At 75.5% G+C, this 16780-nt stretch carries 13 protein-coding genes; all 13 read right to left on the bottom strand.

Annotated elements, in window-relative coordinates; all coding sequences use genetic code 11:
• Positions 1 to 36 precede the first annotated feature (36 nt).
• Positions 37 to 1398: a uroporphyrinogen-III C-methyltransferase gene (gene cobA, locus E1O70_RS06930; RefSeq protein ID WP_061267036.1), complete on the bottom strand. Its 1362-nt coding sequence runs from the start codon at positions 1396 to 1398 to the stop codon at positions 37 to 39.
• Positions 1395 to 1835 (bottom strand): nitrite reductase small subunit NirD, encoded by a 441-nt coding sequence (gene nirD / locus E1O70_RS06925; protein WP_082774289.1) that lies wholly within the window; start codon positions 1833 to 1835, stop codon positions 1395 to 1397. Before nirD ends, cobA begins: the two co-directional genes overlap by 4 nt.
• The gene (gene nirB, locus E1O70_RS06920; protein WP_061267096.1) at positions 1832 to 4495 is read right to left on the bottom strand and encodes a nitrite reductase large subunit NirB; all 2664 of its coding nucleotides are present in this window, start codon (positions 4493 to 4495) and stop codon (positions 1832 to 1834) included. Before nirB ends, nirD begins: the two co-directional genes overlap by 4 nt.
• A gap of 335 nt (positions 4496 to 4830) precedes the next feature.
• On the bottom strand, positions 4831 to 6558 hold the full coding sequence (locus E1O70_RS06915) for an FAD-dependent oxidoreductase (RefSeq protein ID WP_061267037.1): 1728 nt from the start codon (positions 6556 to 6558) through the stop codon (positions 4831 to 4833).
• A complete protein-coding gene (locus tag E1O70_RS06910; RefSeq protein WP_255218737.1) occupies positions 6555 to 8735 on the bottom strand; it encodes a molybdopterin oxidoreductase family protein in 2181 nt (726 codons plus the stop codon). Before E1O70_RS06910 ends, E1O70_RS06915 begins: the two co-directional genes overlap by 4 nt.
• A 2-nt stretch (positions 8736 to 8737) precedes the next feature.
• Entirely contained in the window at positions 8738 to 10198 is a 1461-nt protein-coding gene (locus tag E1O70_RS06905) for an MFS transporter (protein ID WP_082774290.1), read from the bottom strand.
• A gap of 145 nt (positions 10199 to 10343) precedes the next feature.
• The gene (locus tag E1O70_RS06900; protein WP_061267039.1) at positions 10344 to 11045 is read right to left on the bottom strand and encodes a DUF6766 family protein; all 702 of its coding nucleotides are present in this window, start codon (positions 11043 to 11045) and stop codon (positions 10344 to 10346) included.
• Positions 11046 to 11130: 85 nt separating this feature from the next.
• The gene (locus E1O70_RS06895) at positions 11131 to 11634 is read right to left on the bottom strand and encodes a hypothetical protein (protein WP_128957644.1); all 504 of its coding nucleotides are present in this window, start codon (positions 11632 to 11634) and stop codon (positions 11131 to 11133) included.
• Positions 11635 to 11766: 132 nt separating this feature from the next.
• A complete protein-coding gene (locus tag E1O70_RS06890; protein WP_061267041.1) occupies positions 11767 to 13284 on the bottom strand; it encodes a dihydrolipoamide acetyltransferase family protein in 1518 nt (505 codons plus the stop codon).
• A 56-nt stretch (positions 13285 to 13340) separates the two neighbouring features.
• On the bottom strand, positions 13341 to 14333 hold the full coding sequence (locus E1O70_RS06885; RefSeq protein WP_061267042.1) for an alpha-ketoacid dehydrogenase subunit beta: 993 nt from the start codon (positions 14331 to 14333) through the stop codon (positions 13341 to 13343).
• A complete protein-coding gene (gene pdhA / locus E1O70_RS06880; RefSeq protein WP_205688631.1) occupies positions 14330 to 15508 on the bottom strand; it encodes a pyruvate dehydrogenase (acetyl-transferring) E1 component subunit alpha in 1179 nt (392 codons plus the stop codon). The genes E1O70_RS06885 and pdhA overlap by 4 nt, the downstream gene beginning before the upstream one ends.
• Positions 15509 to 15757: 249 nt before the next feature.
• Positions 15758 to 16024, bottom strand: coding sequence for a DUF805 domain-containing protein (locus tag E1O70_RS06875; RefSeq protein ID WP_021482356.1), 267 nt, complete (start codon positions 16022 to 16024; stop codon positions 15758 to 15760).
• A gap of 57 nt (positions 16025 to 16081) precedes the next feature.
• Positions 16082 to 16777 carry an ABC transporter ATP-binding protein gene (locus tag E1O70_RS06870; protein WP_240696630.1) on the bottom strand — a complete coding sequence of 232 codons (696 nt, stop codon included), beginning with the start codon at positions 16775 to 16777 and terminating at the stop codon, positions 16082 to 16084.
• Between the last annotated feature and the right edge of the window lie 3 nt (positions 16778 to 16780).

Genomic DNA, 16780 nt, shown 5'->3' with positions numbered 1-16780 from the left:
CGAGGGCGGGGCGCTCCCCGTCGGGGCCGGAGTCGCTCACGCGACCGTCGCCGGGTCCGGGTCGAGCCGTCCCGCGGCGGCGACGTCCCCCACCACGATGATCGCGGGGGCCCGGACCCCGACCTGGGCGGCGCGCTCCACGACCTCGCCGAGCGGGGCGCGCGTCACGCGCTGGCGGGGCGTCGACCCGTTCTCCACGATCGCGACGGGCAGCGCAGGGTCGGCCCCGGCGTCGAGGGCCTGGGCCGTGATGTGCGCGAGCTGCGAGACACCCATGAGGACCACCAGCGTAGCCGTGCGGTCGCGCACGCCGGTGAGCGCGGCGGCGTCGAGCCCGTCGTGACCGCTGACCACGTGGAACGCGGCGACCGTGCCCCGGTGCGTGAGCGGGATGCCCGCGAGCGCCGGGACGCTCAGCGCGCTCGACACGCCCGGCACGACGTCGACCGGCACGCCCGCCGCGCGGCACGCGAGCACCTCCTCGCCGCCGCGCCCGTAGACGAACGGGTCGCCGCCCTTGAGCCGCACGACGCGCCGCCCGCGCTGCGCGTGCTCCACGAGGAGGGCGTTGATCTCGTGCTGCGGCACGGGGTGGTGGCCGGGCGTCTTGCCGACGTCGATCACCTCGACGCCGGGCGCGAGCTCGTCGAGCACGTCGACCGGTCCGAGCCGGTCCGCGACGACGACGTCCGCCTCCGCGAGCGCCCGGCGGCCCCGGACCGTGAGCAGGTCGACCGCGCCGGGCCCTCCGCCCACGAGCGTCACGCTCCCGAGACCGCCGGACGCCGGGCGGTGGCGCCGCTGGTCGGCCCCGCCGGAGCGCAGGTGCTCGGCGATCGCGTCGCGCACCGCGCGGGCCCGCCGCGGGTCCGGACCGCGCCGCTCGGCCGCGGCGTCAGCCGCTCGTCGTTCCCGGACGTCCGCCGGCACGCCGACCGCGGGGGCGTCCGTGACGACCCCGACGAGGACGTCGCCGCTGCGGGTCGTCGCGGGCGTGCGCGCGGTGCCCTCGTGCGCGGCCCCGGCGTGGACGCACCAGGTGCGGCGCGCGGCGGCCCATGCAGCGACGTCCCGGTTGGTTCCCGAGTCGTCCGTCGCCGCGAGCACGAGCCACACGTCCTCGAGGTCGGACTCGCGGACGTCGCGCGGCGCCCAGGTGACACGACCACCCGGCGCGACCTCGCCGTCGGCCCGCAGCCCGGCGGGTGAGGGTGCCCGGAGCGGGGCGCGCAGCGAGGCGGCGACGAGATCGCGCAGGTCCTCGCAGACGTGGGGCGCGACGACGCGGACGTGCGCGCCGTCGTCGGCCATGGCCCGCGCGCGGCGGGCCGCGACGGGGCCGCCGCCCGCGACGAGCACCGTGCGCCCGGCGAGGTCGATCCCGAGGAGCGTCGTCACGACGCACCGTCCGCGGGCCCGGCGGCGTGGGGGCGCAGGCCCACGTGCACGACGCCGTCGCGCACCTCGGCGGGCCACGTCGCCAGGTCCGGCGCGAGGCCTTGGACGGGCACGTACCCGGCGGCCTCGAGGCACCGGCCGGTCGTGAGGTCGAAGACCTGCTTGTACATGGGGCCGGCGACCGTCGGCACGCCCCCGCGCGTGCCGACGATGCCGCGCGACAGGACGTTCGCACCGGAGAACGGGTCGCGCTGCTGCACGACGCGGACCGTGTCGTCGGGGAGGCGGAACAGCGCGACCTGCACCCCGCCGACGAGGGCGGCGGCGCCGCGTTCGACGAGGAGGTCGCGCAGGAGGCACACGCGCTCCCACCCCGCCGCGTCCGACGTCGGCGTCTCCACGGGGTACGCGGCCTGCTCTGCTGGCACGACGCTCATCGACGGACCTCCAGGGTCGTGCCGGCGATCACCACGGGGCCGGCGGGGACGGTGGCGAGACCCGCGGCGCGGGCCTCCTCGAGGGCGGCCCGCTCGTCCGCCCTGGCGGGCCGGATCTGGCCGCGCTCGGTGACGTACGCGAGGTCGGGGTCGGGCTCGGCGGGCGCGTTGACGAACGAGCCGAAGCGGCGCAGCTTCTCCGGGTCCTCGAGGACCGCGCGCCACTCGTCCTCGTAGTCGCCGACGTGGCGGGCCATCGCGGCGTCGAGGTCGGCACCGATGCCGAGCGAGTCCTCGACGACCACCTCGCGGATCGCGTCGAGACCGCCTTCGTGGTCCTCGACCCACGCGGCCGTGCGCTGCAGGCGGTCGGCCGTCCGCACGTAGTACATGAGGAAGCGGTCGACGGTGCGGACGAGCGCCTCGTCGTCCAGGTCCTCGGCGAGGAGCTGCGCGTGCCGGGGCGTGAACCCGCCGTTGCCGCCGACGTACACGTTCCAGCCCTTGTCCGTCGCGATGACGCCGACGTCCTTGCCGCGCGCCTCGGCGCACTCGCGCGCGCACCCCGAGACGCCGAGCTTGATCTTGTGCGGCGAGCGCAGGCCGCGGTACCGGAGCTCGAGCTCGACGGCCATGCCCACCGAGTCCTGTACGCCGAACCGGCACCACGTGGACCCGACGCACGACTTCACCGTGCGCAGCGACTTGCCGTACGCGTGGCCGGACTCGAACCCGTGCTCCACGAGCCGGCGCCAGATGTGCGGGAGCTGCTCGATGCGCGCCCCGAACATGTCGATGCGCTGGCCGCCCGTGATCTTCGTGTAGAGCCCGAAGTCCTTGGCGACCTGCCCGATGACGAGCAGCCCGTCGGGCGTGATCTCGCCCCCGGGGATGCGCGGGACGACGGAGTACGTGCCGTCCTTCTGCATGTTCGCCAGGACGTGGTCGTTCGTGTCCTGCAGCGTCGCCTGCTCGCCGTCGAGGACGTGACCGTTGCCGAGCGACGCGAGGATCGACGCGATCGTGGGCTTGCAGATGTCGCAGCCGCGCCCGGCGTCGCGCACCAGCACGGCACCCTGCGTGGCTGCGCTCTCGTCCACCGGCGCAGTGACACCCCGGCCGAACCGCCGGACGATCTCGCTGAACGTGTGCAGGTCCGCGACGCGCACCGCGTCGAAGAGCTGCGCGCGCGAGAGGTCGAAGTGCTCGCACAGCGCGTTCGAGACCTCGACGCCGGCCCGGGCGAGCTCGGTCGTCGTGATCTTCTTGACGAGCGGCAGGCACGATCCGCAGCTCGTCCCCGCGCGCGTGCACGCCTTGACGCCCGCGAGGTCGGTGCAGGCGTGCTCGGTGACCGCGCTCCGGATCGTGCCCGCGCTGACGTTGTTGCACGAGCAGACCGTGGCGTCGTCGGGGAGCTCGAGGCTCGGCACCCCGCCGCCGGACCCCTCGGGAAGGAGGAACAGCCCCGGGTCGCCCGGAAGCTCCGTGCCGAGCATCGGCCGCAGCGACGCGTACGGCGCGGCGTCGCCCACGAACACCCCGCCCAGGAGGGTGCGCGCGTCGTCGGACAGGACGAGCTTCTTGTAGACGCCCGCGACCGGGTCGGCCCAGACGAGCTCCATCGCGCCCTCGGTGCGGCCGTGCGCGTCGCCGAAGCTCGCGACGTCGACCCCCTGGAGCTTGAGCTTGGTCGCCGTGTCCGCGCCGGGGAACGTCGCCTCGCCGCCGAGCAGGCGGTCCACGACGACCTCCGCCATCGCGTAGCCCGGCGCGACCAGGCCGAGGCACCGGCCCTCGAGGCACGCGACCTCGCCGACCGCCCACACGTGCTCGTCCTCGGTGCGGCACGCGAGGTCCACGACGGCGCCACCGCGCTCCCCGACCGCGAGCCCCGCCGCGCGCGCGAGCTCGTCGCGCGGCCGCACGCCCGTCGCGAGGACCACGACGTCGACGTCGAGCCGGCCGCCGTCGGCGAAGTCGAGCCGGCCCACGTGCCCGGTCTTGCGGGAGACCCTCAGCTCCTTGGTCCCGGTGTCGCACCGGACCGCGATGCCCATGCCGTTGATGAGGCGCTTGAGGGCCTCGCCGCCGCCCAGGTCGATCTGCGCGTCCATCAGGTGCGTGCCGAACTGGACGACCGTGGCCTGCGCGCCGAGGGCCTTGAGCGCGCCCGCGGCCTCGAGGCCCAGGAGTCCGCCGCCGATGACGGCACCGCGCACCGGGCGTTCCCAGCCACCCTCGGTCGTGGCGCTGCGCCGCTTCTCCTCGACCCAGCCGCGCAGGGCCGCGACGTCGTCGATCGTGCGGTAGACGAACACGCCGGGCAGCTCGTTGCCGGGGATCGGGGGGCGCGCGGCGTTCGAACCGGTCGCGAGGACGAGCTCGTCGTAGGCGTGCACGCGCCCGAGCCGGTCGGTGACGGTCTGCGCCTCGCGGTCGATCGACGTCACCGCGCAGTCACGGTGCAGCGTGACCAGCGGGTCGTCCCACAGGGCAGGGTCGCCGAGCGTGAGCTCCTCGGCGTCGCGCGCCGAGAAGTAGCTCGTCAGGGCGACGCGGTCGTACGGCTTGCGCGGCTCCTCGGCGAAGAGCGAGACGCGCCACGTGCCGTCGGCGTCGCGCGCGCGCAACGCCTCGACGAGCCGCTGCGCCACCATGCCGCCGCCGACGACGACGAGGTGCCGGGGCGCACCGGGGGCCGGGGCGGGGGCGGGATCGGTCTCAGGTCCGGTCACGGCGGGCTCCTGGGGGCGTCGGGGCGGATCGGTCACCGTCCGCGGGGTCCGACGAGAGCGAGGAGAGGCCCCCGGGGATGGTGCTGACGACGCTACGGACGGGCGGTTTCGCGACCGTGCCCCGCCCGTTGCCCGTCCGTAACGGTGTTCTCACCCGGCCGGACGCCGCCGTGTGAGGTCGGCGGAGCGGTGCGAGACCGGCAGGTCGTGTCCAGATCGGCGATCGTGACTGCCGATCTCGGCAGGGCTTGCCGACCTCACGCGCCGAGGCCGACGCTCGCCCGTGCGCCGTCGGCCTGCGGCTGCTCCGGGTCGGTCTGCGCGAGCCAGTCGACCAGGCCGCACACGACGTCCTTGCACCCGCCGCAGCCCGTCGTCGCGCGCGTCGCCCGTGCGACGTCGTCGACGCTCCGGGCGCCGTCGTGCCAGCAGCCCACGACGTCGCCCTTGGTCACGCCGTTGCACGTGCACACGGTCGTGCGGTCGGGCATGAGCGTCGGGGACGACGCCGGGGCGGGCGCCTGCGCGACCGGGCGCAGCAGCAGGTGGGCCGGGTCGGCGGGCACGGGGACGCGGCGCGTGTACGCGGCGGCGAGGTCGGCGCCCACCTCGGGCGCGCCGACGCACGTCGCGCCGACGAGCAGCCCGTCCGCGACGACGACCTCGACGTGCCGCCCCGCCGCCGGGTCGCTCAGCGTCACGGAGCGGTGCGCCGCGTCGGGCGCGCGACGCTCGCCGCACACGCCCATCGTCACGATCTCGAGCCCCGCCGCCTTGACCCGCACGACGTCGGTCCCGGCGGTCGCGCGCGTGCCGACCCGGGGGTCGCCCGTCGGCTCGAGCGGTCGCGCGACGACGTCCGTGGCGAGCCGCAGCGCCACGCTCGGCCGGCCGGCGGCCGGTCCTCGGCGCGCACGCCGCCGGTCGGGCGCGGCCCACTGCGCGGCGCCCGGCCTCCCTGCGCCGTCGGCCCCGGCGGCGAGCCGCTCCGCGAGGTGCTGCGCGAGCCGGCGCGCCTGGTCCCACCCCTGGGCGATCAGCCCGGTACCACCCTCGGGCGGCTGGGCGCAGTCGCCGATCGCGAACACGCGCGCGTCGTCCGGGCTGGCGAGGTCGGGCCCGACGACGACCCCCCGGTCGACCGTGAGCCCCGCCGCCCGCGCGAGCCCGGCCTCGGGCACGGTGCCGCACGCGAGCACGACGAGGTCGGCGTCGAGGTCGACGCGACGCACGCCGTCCGGCGCTCCCCGGGCCGCGCCCGGGCCGCCCGCCGCGGGGTCGTGCGGGCCGCCGTCGGGCACGCGGAGCGTCACGCCCCGCACGCTGCCGCCGGCCACGACCACGCGCTCGGTCCGGGCTGAGGTCCAGGCGCGCACCCCGAGGCCGGCGAGACCGCGCGCGACGACGCCGCCCGCCGCACGGTCGAGCTGGCGGTCCATCACGCTCGCGCCGCCGTGCACGAGGCTCACGGCGACGCCGCGACGCGCGAGCCCGCACGCGACCTCGAGGCCGAGGACGCCCGCCCCCACGACGACGGCGTGCCGCGCGTCGAGCGACCTCGCGACGATCGCGCGTGCGTCGTCGAGCGTCCGCAGGACGTGTGCGCCGCGCGGCAGGCCGCCGGGCAGGCCGGTGAGGCCGGGCACCTCGGGGACGCGCGCGGCGGCGCCCGTCGCGAGCACGACGACGTCGTACGGGTAGGTGCCCTCGCCCGTGACGACTCGGCGCGCCGCCCGGTCGACCGCGAGGGCCTCGGTACCGCGCCGGACCGTCACGCGAGGGTCGTCCGTGGCGGGCAGGGCGATCGTCGCGACGTCGGCCCGGCCCGCGACGACCTCGCTGAGCAGCACGCGGTTGTACGGCTCGTGCTCCTCCGCGCCGAGCACGGTGACCTCGACGTCGGCGGACCCCCCGCACCGTGCCGCGAGGTCGCCCGCGAACCGCGACCCGACCATGCCGTGACCGACCACGACGACGCGCGTCATCCCCCGACCTCCTGGAGCGCGGGGGCGCGTCGCACGTCCACGGCGCAGACCTTGAACTCCGGCATCCCGGAGACGGGGTCGGTCGCGTCGGTCGTCACGCGGTTGACGCTGCCCTCGCCGCCCCAGTGGAAGGGCATGAAGACCGTGTCCGGCCGGACGCGGTCCGTCCACCGCACGACCGCCTCGATCGCGCCGCGCGCGGTCGTGAGGCGCGCCCGGTCTCCGTCGTCGATGCCGAGGCGCGTGCCCAGGACCGGGTGGACCTCGACGAACGGCTCCGGGACGAGTCGGTCGAGCTCCGGCACGCGCCGGGTCTGCGCGCCCGACTGGTAGTGCTGGAGCACGCGGCCCGTGACGAGGTAGAGCGGCGCGTCGGGCCGCACGTCGTCGCTCGGGCCCGTGTGGTCGACCGCGACCAGGCGGGCACGACCGTCCGGCGTCGGGAACCGGTCGAGGAACATCCGCGGGGTGCCCGGGTGGTCGGGGGACGGCACCGGCCAGTGCAGGCCCGGGCCGCCGTCCGCCTCGTCCGCGTCGAGGCGCGCGTGGCTGAGCCCGGCGTAGTCCGCGACGCCGCCCGCGGACGCGCGCGCGAGCTCGTCGAAGACGACGGCCGGGTCGGTCGGGAAGGAGACCGGCGATCCCAGCCGACGCGCGAGCTCCGCCAGGATCCACAGCTCCGACCGTGCGTCGCCCGGCGCGTCGACCGCGCGGCGCCGTCGGATCACGCGTCCCTCGAGCGACGTCATGGTGCCCTCCTCCTCGGCCCACTGCGTCACGGGCAGCACGACGTCCGCGAGCAGCGCCGTCTCCGACGGCACGAGGTCGCACACGACGAGCAGGTCGAGCGCGCGCAGGTTCGCCGCGACCCGGTCCGCGTCCGGGGCGCTGACCACGACGTTCGACCCGTGCACGAGCAAGGCGCGCGGGCGCCCGTCCTCGGCGTAGGTCGTGGTCGCACCGCCCGGTCCGGGCCGCGCGCCGAGAGACCGCAGGAGCTCGACGGCGGGCATCCCAGGACCGGGGAGCGTCGCCGGGTCGACGCCCCACACCGCGGCGACGTGCGCGCGGGCCCCTGGGTCGTCGATCCTGCGGTACCCGGGGAGCTGGTCCGCCTTCTGCCCGTGCTCGCGTCCGCCCTGCCCGTTCCCCTGGCCGGTGATCGCGCCGTACCCCGACCCCACCCGGCCGGGCAGGCCGAGGGCGAGCGCGAGGTCGATCGCCGCGGTCACGGTCGCCGTACCCTGCGCGGACTGCTCGACGCCGCGGCCCGTGAGCACGTACGCACCCGCACCCCCGTGGACGGGCGACGCCGCCGCGAGCAGCCGGGCGACGTGCCGCAGCCGTCCCGCCGGCACCCCGCACACCGTCTCCGCGCGCTCGGGCCACCACCCGGCGACGGACCGGCGGACGTCGTCGAACCCGGTCGTGCGCGCGTCGAGGTAGGCCGTGTCCGCGAGCCCCTCCGCGACCACGACGTGCAGCAGCGCGAGCAGCACCACGAGGTCGGTGCCCGGGACCGGCTGCAGGTGCACCCCCTGCCCGACGGCGTCCCCCGCCTCCCCCGTGAGCGCCGCCGTCGCGCTGCGGCGCGGGTCCACGACGACGAGCCCGCCCCGTGCCCGCACGCCGGCGAGGTGCTGGACGGACGGCGGCATCGTCTCGGCGACGTTCGACCCGAGCAGCAGCACGGCGTCCGCGCCGCCGAGGTCGGCGAGCGGGAACGGGAGCCCGCGGTCGGCGCCGAACGCGCGGTTCGCCCCCGCCGCGGCGGACGCCATGCAGAACCGCCCGTTGTAGTCGATGTTCGCGGTCCGCAGCACCGTGCGCGCGAACTTCCCGAGCGCGTACGCCTTCTCGTTCGTCAGGCCGCCGCCCCCGAACACCGCGACGGCGTCGCGGCCGTGCGCGGCCTGGACCCGCTCGATCCCGGCCGCGACCACGTCGAGGGCCTCGTCCCACGGGGCGGGGCGGAGCTCGCCGTCGGGCCCGCGCAGGAGCGGGCTCGTCAACCGGTCGGGTGCGCGCAGGACCGTGGCGCTCGTCCAGCCCTTCTGGCACAGCCCACCCCGGTTGGTCGGGAAGTCGCGCGGGGCGACCGCGACCGGCAGCGGGCCGCGCGCGGGGGTGAGCGTCATGCCGCACTGGAGCGCGCAGTAGGGGCAGTGGGTGTCCACGCTCAGATCCCGGCCGCCGCGAGGGCCGAGCCCTTGCGCAGGTAGACCGCCCACGCGACGACCGCCATCACCGCGTACATCCCCACGAACGTCCACAGGGCGGGGACGAGCGAGCCCGAGAGGCTCGTCGACGCGGCGAACCCGCGCGGGATGAGGAACCCGCCGAACGCGCCGACGGCGCCCGCGATCCCGATGCACCCGGCCGCGGCCTGGCGGGCGCGGACCGGGGCTGCGGCCAGAGCCGCGGGGTCGCTCGCCGTCGGGCCGTCGAGGTCGTGGGCCGCGCTCGCCTGGAAGACGGCCGGGATCATCCGGTAGGTCGACCCGTTCCCGACGCCCGTCGCGACGAACAGGACGAGGAACGACGCGAAGAAGAGGCCGAAGCTGTGCGTCTCCAGCGCCCGGATCGCTCCGACCGCGCCGAGCGCCATGACCCCGTACGACGCGATCGTCACGCGCGCGCCGCCCAGGCGGTCCGCGACGATGCCGCCCAGCGGCCGGGACACCGAGCCGACCAGCGCGCCGAGGAACGCGATCGAGAGCGTGACCTCGGGGAACTGGCCCGCGAGGAGCGTCGGGAACGCACCGGCGTAGCCGATGAACGACCCGAACGTCCCGATGTAGAGGAACGAGATGATCCACGTGTGCCGGTTCCGCGTCGCGACGGCGAACGACCGCGGGTCCGCCTTCGCCGTGGCGAGGTTGTCCATGAACCGCCACGCGAGGAACGCCGCGAGCAGGATGAACGGGATCATCATGAGGCCCGCACGCTCGAGCGCGACACCCGCCCCGGCGACGATGACGAGCGGCACCGCGAGCTGCACGACCGCCGTCCCCAGGTTGCCGCCCGCGGCGTTGAGGCCCAGCGCCTTGCCCTTCTCCCGCTCCGGGTAGAAGAACGAGATGTTCGCCATCGAGGACGCGAAGTTGCCGCCGCCGAAGCCGGCGAGCGCCGCGACGGCCAGCATCACGCCGAACGACGTGCCGGGGTCCTGCACGACGACCGCGAGCGCCGCCGTCGGGAGCAGCAGGAGGAGGGCGGACACGACCGTCCAGTTGCGCCCGCCGAACAGGGGCACGGCGAACGTGTAGGGGATGCGCAGCGTCGCGCCGACGAGGCTCGGCACGGCGATGAGCCAGAACTGCTGGTCCACGGTGAAGGTGAACCCGGCGGCGGGGAGCTGCGGCACGACGATCGACCACAGCGCCCAGACCGCGAAGCCGAGAAACTCCGCGAACACCGAGATCCCCAGGTTGCGGGAAGCGACCCGGCGGCCGCCGTCGCGCCAGAACGTCGGGTCCTCCGGGTCCCAGCGGTCGATCCACCGCCCGGAGCGGCGGTGCGGCGCCCTCGGTGGTGCCGGGGCGAGTCCCGGGGCGGGCGGCGTCGCGGGCACGACGCCGGACGGGCGGGCTGCGGACTGCTCACCCTCGTGGGTGGTGGGGCTCGTGGGCGCGGACATGGCGGCTCCTTCAGCAGGTCCCGGTCAGTGACCAGGACGCTAGGAACGCCGTGTTTCCCCCGCGCGCGACCCCCGTTAAGGCCGTGTGAGGTCTTCCGCACACCCGCTCGGCGGGCGCTGTGAGCGGCCGTCCGTGCGGTCGCCGTCAGCCCTCGACGCCGGTCGCCTCGTGGGACGAGCCCACCGGCTTGGACTCGGGCGACCCGCGCTCGCGCAGGTAGATCGCGAGCACGACCATGCTGAGGACGGCCAGCATCTCGGACTGCCAGTTCTGGAACGTGCGGCTCCAGAAGTCCGGCATGGACAGGTACTCCGTCCACGGCACGGGGTCCTGGAGGTCGCGCAGCTGCTCCTCGCTGAACGCGACCGCACCCGCCGCCGACTGCGCGGCCCACGACCCGAGGAAGATCGCGCCCATGACGAGCGACAGGGAGCGCGAGTAGACGGCGAGCCGCCAGCCCCGGGCGCGGGCCCACGCCGGGGAGTCGGCGGTCGCGTGCTCGCCGACCTTCTGGTCCTCGTCGGACTCGCGGCCCGCCTGGTCGAGCCTCTTCGACTCGGGCGAGCCCCGCTGCACGAACCACACCGTCGCGGTGATGAAGAGGAGGAACTGCAGGTACTCGGACTGCCAGTTCTCCGTGACGTCGACCCAGAACGCCGACGACAGCACGTACTGGCCGAACGTCACCGGGTCGAGGCCCGCCGCCCGCTGGTCGGTGTTGAAGACGGCGACGCCGCTCACGGCCTGCGCGACGAGCGACGCGAGGAACGCGAGCGCGAAGAAGAGGCTCAGCGAGCTCGCGCGCAGGCCACCGAGGACGCCGCCCGTCCCGCTGCCGGCGCTCATCGGTGCACCGCCGCCAGCACGAACGTGACCGCGAGGCCCGCGACGACGAGCACGAGCGTGGCCCAGAACATCAGCCGTGGGACCCTCATGCCTCCACCTCGCAGTCGTAGGGGCGGTCGTCGCGGGGCGTGCAGCCCGCCGCGGTGACCACCCACGCGTCACCGGAGAGCGCGAGGAAGACGGTGTCGGTCGCCGTCACGACCTGCGCCTGACGTCCCGCGACGTGGACGTCCTCGACGACGACGGCGGGTCCGGCCGCGGCCAGCCCGGCGAGCGGGCCGTCCGGCGCGGTGACGACGTCCGCGCACGGCTCGCCCTCGTCGGCGGCGAGCGCGTCGGCGGCGTCGGGCAGGATCAGGGCGCACGCCGCGTCACCGTCCCCCGTGGCGAGCGCGCCCGCGAGGTCCTCGACGACGTCCCGCGCCTCCGCCGCGCCGGGTCCCGCGCACCCCGCGAGCGTGGCGGTCACGAGCGCGAGGGCCGCGAGCCCGACGCCCGGACCCGTCCGTGACCGCCGACCAGCACTCCCGAGCACACGACCCTCCCGTGGCGACGCCACGCCGACCGTGTCGCCGGCGCTGAGCCTCATGCTCGCGGTTCTGGGTGCGCTCGCAAGCAGTGGCCCAGGCACGGTTCGGCACGGGGCGCGCCCGCTCGGCACCTCGAGGTGCCGAGCGGCGCAACGAGTGCCGACGCGCGTCCCGCGCGCCGACGGGTGGGCTCAGCCCCAGACGAGACCGCGCGCCGGGTCCTCGAGGATCCGCGCGACGTCGGCCAGCACGCGCGCGCCGAGCTCGCCGTCGACGAGGCGGTGGTCGAAGCTCAGCGCGAGCTGCGTGACCCAGCGCTTGCGGATCTTCCCCTTGTGGACCCAGGGCTGCTCGCGGATCGCGCCGAACGCGAGGATCGCGGCCTCGCCGGGGTTGAGGATGGGCGTGCCCGTGTCGATGCCGAACACCCCGACGTTGGTGATCGTGATCGTGCCGTCGGACATGTCGGTGGGCGACGTGCGCCCGGCCCGCGCGGTCGCGGTGAGGTCCGCGATCCCGCCGGCGAGGCCGTGCAGGTCGAGGCGGTGCGCGTCCTTGATGTTCGGCACGACGAGCCCGCGCGGCGTCGCCGCCGCGATCCCCAGGTTCACGTAGTGCTTGTAGACGATCTCCTGCGCGGCGTCGTCCCAGCTCGCGTTGATCTCCGGGTGGCGGCGCACCGCGAGGAGCAGCGCCTTGGCGGTGACGAGCAGGGGCGTGACGCGCACGTCCGCGAACTCGCGGTCCTCCCGCAGGGTGCGGACGAGCTTCATGGTGCGCGTGACGTCGACCGTGTGGAAGACCGTCACGTGGGGGGCGGTGAACGCGCTCGTGACCATCGCCTCGGCCGTGCGCTTGCGCACCGACTTCACGGGCACGCGCGTCTGGCGGCCGTCGGCCGTGACGGCGCCCGTCGCGAGCCACGGCTGGTCGTCGTCGGCGTACGTCGCGAGCGGCTGCGCCTTCGCCTGCTCGTGGTAGGCCTGCACGTCCTCGCGCGTGACGATCCCGCCTGGGCCGGTGCCCGCGACGCTCGCCAGGTCGACGCCCAGGTCCTTCGCGAGCTTGCGCACCGGCGGCTTGGCCAGCACCGGCAGGGTCGCGTGCCCGACGGCGGCCGGCGCGCTCGCCCGCGGGGCGGGGGTGGGCGCCGGGGCCGACGCCGCGATGCTCGCCGCCGGGGCCGTCCGGTCCGGGGCCGCCGGGCCGGGGCGGTCGGTCGCGGGTGCTGCGGCGGTGGGCTCGGCCGCGGGCGCTGCGGCGGCGGGCTCGGCCGCGCGGCGGCGCCGTCGGGCCGTACCCGGCTCGACGGTGCCGTACCCGACGAGCACCGAGCCGGAGCCCTCGCTCGCAGCGGGCGTCGCGTCACCGGTGCCGGCCTGCGGCGACGCGGCCGCTGCGGGCGCGTCCGCGCCGTCGGGCACGACGCCGGCCGGTGCGGTCGGCGCCGGGGCGGTGCCGCCCGGGTCCGTGTCCACGACGATGATCGGCACGCCGACCTCGACCGTCGTGCCCTCGGGCGTGAGGATCTCCGTGACGACGCCCGTGTACGGCGACGGCAGCTCGACGAGCGACTTCGCCGTCTCGATCTCGACGATCGTCTGGTTGACCGTGACGGCGTCGCCGACGGCGACGTGCCAGTGCACGATCTCGGCCTCGGTGAGGCCCTCGCCCGCGTCGGGGAGGTTGAACTTCTCGAAAGTGGGCACTGCGTGGTCCTCCTGGTGGTCCCGGTCGGCGCTGTCGAGGTCGCGGCGGACGCGCGTCAGAACGCGAACGCGCGGTCGACGGCGTCGAGCACGCGGTCGAGGCTCGGCAGGTAGTCGTGCTCGATCTTCGCGACGGGGTACGGCGTGTGGAAGCCGCCGACGCGCAGCACGGGCGCCTCGAGCGAGTAGAAGCACTCCTCGGTCACGCGGGCCGCGACCTCGGCGCCCGAGCCGAGGTAGGTCGGGGCCTCGTGCACGACGACGCAGCGTCCCGTCCGGCGGACGGACTCGACGACGGTCGCGGTGTCGAGCGGCGAGATGCTGCGCAGGTCCACGACCTCGATGCTGCGGCCCTCCTGCTCGGCCGCCGCGGCGACGCGGAGCGCGGTCGCTACGGTCGGCCCGTAGGCGACGAGCGTGAGGTCCGTGCCGGGGCGGACGACGCGCGCCCGGTCGAGCACGGTCGCGCCCTCGCCGCGGCCCGCGACGTCGACCGGCCCCTTCTCCCAGTAGCGGCCCTTGGGCTCGAAGAAGAGCACCGGGTCCGGCGAGGCGACGGCCTCCTGGATCATCGTGTACGCGTCCTGCGGCGTGGACGGCGACACGACGCGCAGGCCGGCCGTGTGCGCGAACAGCGCCTCGGGGCTCTCGCTGTGGTGCTCGACCGCCCCGATCCCGCCGCCGTACGGCACGCGGATCACGACGGGCACCTGGAGCTTCCCGCCCGAGCGGTAGCCCATCTTCGCGAGCTGCGTCGTGATCTGGTCGTACGCGGGGAAGATGAACCCGTCGAACTGGATCTCGCACACCGGCCGGTAGCCGCGCAGCGCGAGACCGATCGCGGTGCCGAGGATGCCGGACTCCGCGAGCGGCGTGTCGACGACGCGGTCCTCGCCGAAGTCCTTCTGCAGGCCGTCCGTCACGCGGAAGACGCCGCCGAGCGCGCCGATGTCCTCGCCCATGAGCAGGACCTTGGGGTCGCTCTCCAGCGACCGGCGCAGCCCCTCGTTGATGGCGCGGGCCAGGGTCAGGGTCTTGCTGTCGCTCATCGCGCCACCTCCGCGGTCGGCTCCTCGAAGGACTGCTGGTAGTCGGCGAACCACGCCTTCTCGCGCTCGACCACGGCGTTCGGGGTCGCGTAGACGTGGTCGAACATGCTCGCCGGGTCCGGTGCGGCGAGCGCGCGGACCTCCTCGCGCAGCCGCTCGCCCAGCGCGTCGGCCTCGGCGGCCAGGTCGGCGGCGAACGCGTCGTCCCACGCGTCCTCGGCGCGGAGCAGGTTCTCGAGCCGGTCGATCGGGTCCCGGCGGCGCCAGTAGTCCTCCTGGGCGCGCGACCGGTACTTCGTCGGGTCGTCGGACGTCGTGTGCGCGCCCATGCGGTAGGTGAACGCCTCGACGAACGTCGGGCCGCCGCCGGAGCGGGCGCGCTCGAGCGCCTCCGCGGTCACGGCGTAGCACGCGAGCACGTCGTTGCCGTCGACCCGCACGCTGGGGATGCCGAACCCGCCGCCGCGGCGGTAGAGCGGCACGCGGGTCTGCCGGGTCGTCGGCTCCGAGATCGCCCACTGGTTGTTCTGGCAGAAGAAGACGACCGGCGCGTTGTTCACGGCCGCGAAGACGAGCGCCTCGTTCACGTCGCCCTGCGACGTCGCGCCGTCGCCGAAGTACGTGACGACGGCCGCGTCGCGCTCCGGGTCGCCCGACCCGACGAGGCCGTCACGCTGGACGCCCATGGCGTACCCCGTCGCGTGCAGCGCGTGCGACCCGATGACGAGCGTGTACAGGTGGACGTTGTGCGCCGTCGGGTCCCACCCGCCGTGGTCCACGCCGCGGAAGAGGCGCAGGCGCGCCGTCGGGTCGATGCCGCGCACGTGCGAGACGCCGTGCTCGCGGTACGACGGGAAGACGTAGTCCTGGGGGGCGAGCGCGCGGCCCGAGCCGATCTGCGCGGCCTCCTGGCCCTTCGCCTGCGCGAACAGGCCGAGCTCGCCCTGGCGCTGGAGCGACGTCGCCTCGTCGTCGAAGCGGCGCGTGAGCACCATGTCGCGGTAGAGCCCGCGCAGCGCCGCGGCGTCGAGGTGGGCGACGCGCTCGCGGTAGCCGTCGGTCTCCGGGGTCGTGACGCGGGCGCCCGCAGGTGTCACGAGCTGGAGCAGGGGTGCGTCGTCGGGACCGCCCGCGACGTCGGGGAGGTCGGGGTGCGTGCTCGCAGCGTCCCGCACGCCGGTTCTCGCGTCGTTCTCGGTCACGCGACTCTCCTTCGGTGCGGCCCGACCGTGCGGCCGGCCCGCTCGGGGGCAGGAGGCGCCCGATAGAGGGCGCCGTCGGAACCTACGTCTCCGTAGCCTACGCAAGCGTAGGCTACGACCCCGTAGGTAGCGCCTCCGACGTGTCGCCCAACGTCCGTCACGACCGGCTGTAGAGAACCTCCAATCTCCACCGGCGCACCCCCGGTACCAGGAGGGCTGCCCCTACCGCGGGTAGACGCCGCCCGAGCGCAGCGCGTCGCGCTCGCGCAGGACCGGCCAGCGCGAGAACGCGAACACGAGGAACATGACGACGTTGAGGATCGGCACGAGGCCCACGAGCACCCACCAGCCGGAGTAGCCGGCCTTCTGGATGATCCGGACGTAGGCGATGAAGAAGATCACCGCCACCGCGATGTAGACGACCAGGGCCGCGCCCCCGAAGAGCCAGCCGTAGTCGTCGACGAACTGGTCGTACTCCTGGTTGTCCATGCCGCGAGTCTTCTCGCGTGACCAGGGCCCGGCAACCGCGCCGCCGTCGCCCGCCCGCTACGGCGTGCCGTCGTCGTCCGCGCCGACGAGCGCGCGGGCCACGTGCTGGGTCGAGACGCCGAGTTCGAGGACGGTGTCGCAGGCCTGCTCGACGCGCGGGTTGTGCGTCGCGACGACCACGGCACGCCCCTCGTCCGCGAGCTCGCGCAGGAGGCCGACGATCGCGTCGGCGTTCCCCTCGTCGAGCGCCCCCGTGGGCTCGTCGGCGAGCACGACGCGCGGCCGCTTGAGGAGCAGCCGCGCCACGGCGACGCGCTGCTGCTCGCCGCCCGACAGCTCGTAGACGGCCGCGCGCTCGTAGCCGCCGAGCCCCACGCGCTCGAGCACCTCCTCGCGCCGGCGCGCGCGGTCCGCCCGCCGGACGCCCCGGCTCACGAACGCGACGTCGAGGTTCGCCGCGACCGTCGCGTTGTCGATGAGCGCGTAGTTCTGGAACAGGTACCCGAGCTCGTCCCGTCGGAACAGGCGTCGCCCGTGCGGGCTCAGCGCGGTGACGTCGCGGCCGTCCACGAACAGCGTCCCCGCGTCCAGCCGGTCGAGCAGGCCCACGCAGTTGAGCAGCGTCGTCTTCCCCGAGCCGCTCGACCCCACGAGGCCCGCCATCGAGCCCGCCTCCACGCTCAGCGTGAGGCCCGTCCAGACCGTCCGCGCCCCGTAGAACTTGGCCGCACCCACGACCTCGATCATCGCCATCCC

It is taken from the genome of Cellulosimicrobium funkei, assembly GCF_004519295.1.
In the GTDB taxonomy this organism is placed as follows: domain Bacteria; phylum Actinomycetota; class Actinomycetes; order Actinomycetales; family Cellulomonadaceae; genus Cellulosimicrobium; species Cellulosimicrobium funkei.
This window is presented reverse-complemented; position numbering and strand designations above follow the sequence as displayed.

What these genes read in the sequence shown, in the direction of transcription:
- nirD (WP_082774289.1), bottom strand. Translation starts at nt 1,835, where the DNA reads ATGAGCGTCGTGCCAGCAGAGCAGGCCGCGTACCCCGTGGAGACGCCG.
- nirB (WP_061267096.1), bottom strand. Translation starts at nt 4,495, where the DNA reads ATGGTGGCGCAGCGGCTCGTCGAGGCGTTGCGCGCGCGCGACGCCGAC.
- E1O70_RS06915 (WP_061267037.1), bottom strand. Translation starts at nt 6,558, where the DNA reads ATGACGCGCGTCGTCGTGGTCGGTCACGGCATGGTCGGGTCGCGGTTC.
- E1O70_RS06905 (WP_082774290.1), bottom strand. Translation starts at nt 10,198, where the DNA reads ATGTCCGCGCCCACGAGCCCCACCACCCACGAGGGTGAGCAGTCCGCA.
- E1O70_RS06900 (WP_061267039.1), bottom strand. Translation starts at nt 11,045, where the DNA reads ATGAGCGCCGGCAGCGGGACGGGCGGCGTCCTCGGTGGCCTGCGCGCG.
- E1O70_RS06895 (WP_128957644.1), bottom strand. Translation starts at nt 11,634, where the DNA reads ATGAGGCTCAGCGCCGGCGACACGGTCGGCGTGGCGTCGCCACGGGAG.
- E1O70_RS06885 (WP_061267042.1), bottom strand. Translation starts at nt 14,333, where the DNA reads ATGAGCGACAGCAAGACCCTGACCCTGGCCCGCGCCATCAACGAGGGG.
- E1O70_RS06875 (WP_021482356.1), bottom strand. Translation starts at nt 16,024, where the DNA reads ATGGACAACCAGGAGTACGACCAGTTCGTCGACGACTACGGCTGGCTC.
- E1O70_RS06870 (WP_240696630.1), bottom strand. Translation starts at nt 16,777, where the DNA reads ATGGCGATGATCGAGGTCGTGGGTGCGGCCAAGTTCTACGGGGCGCGG.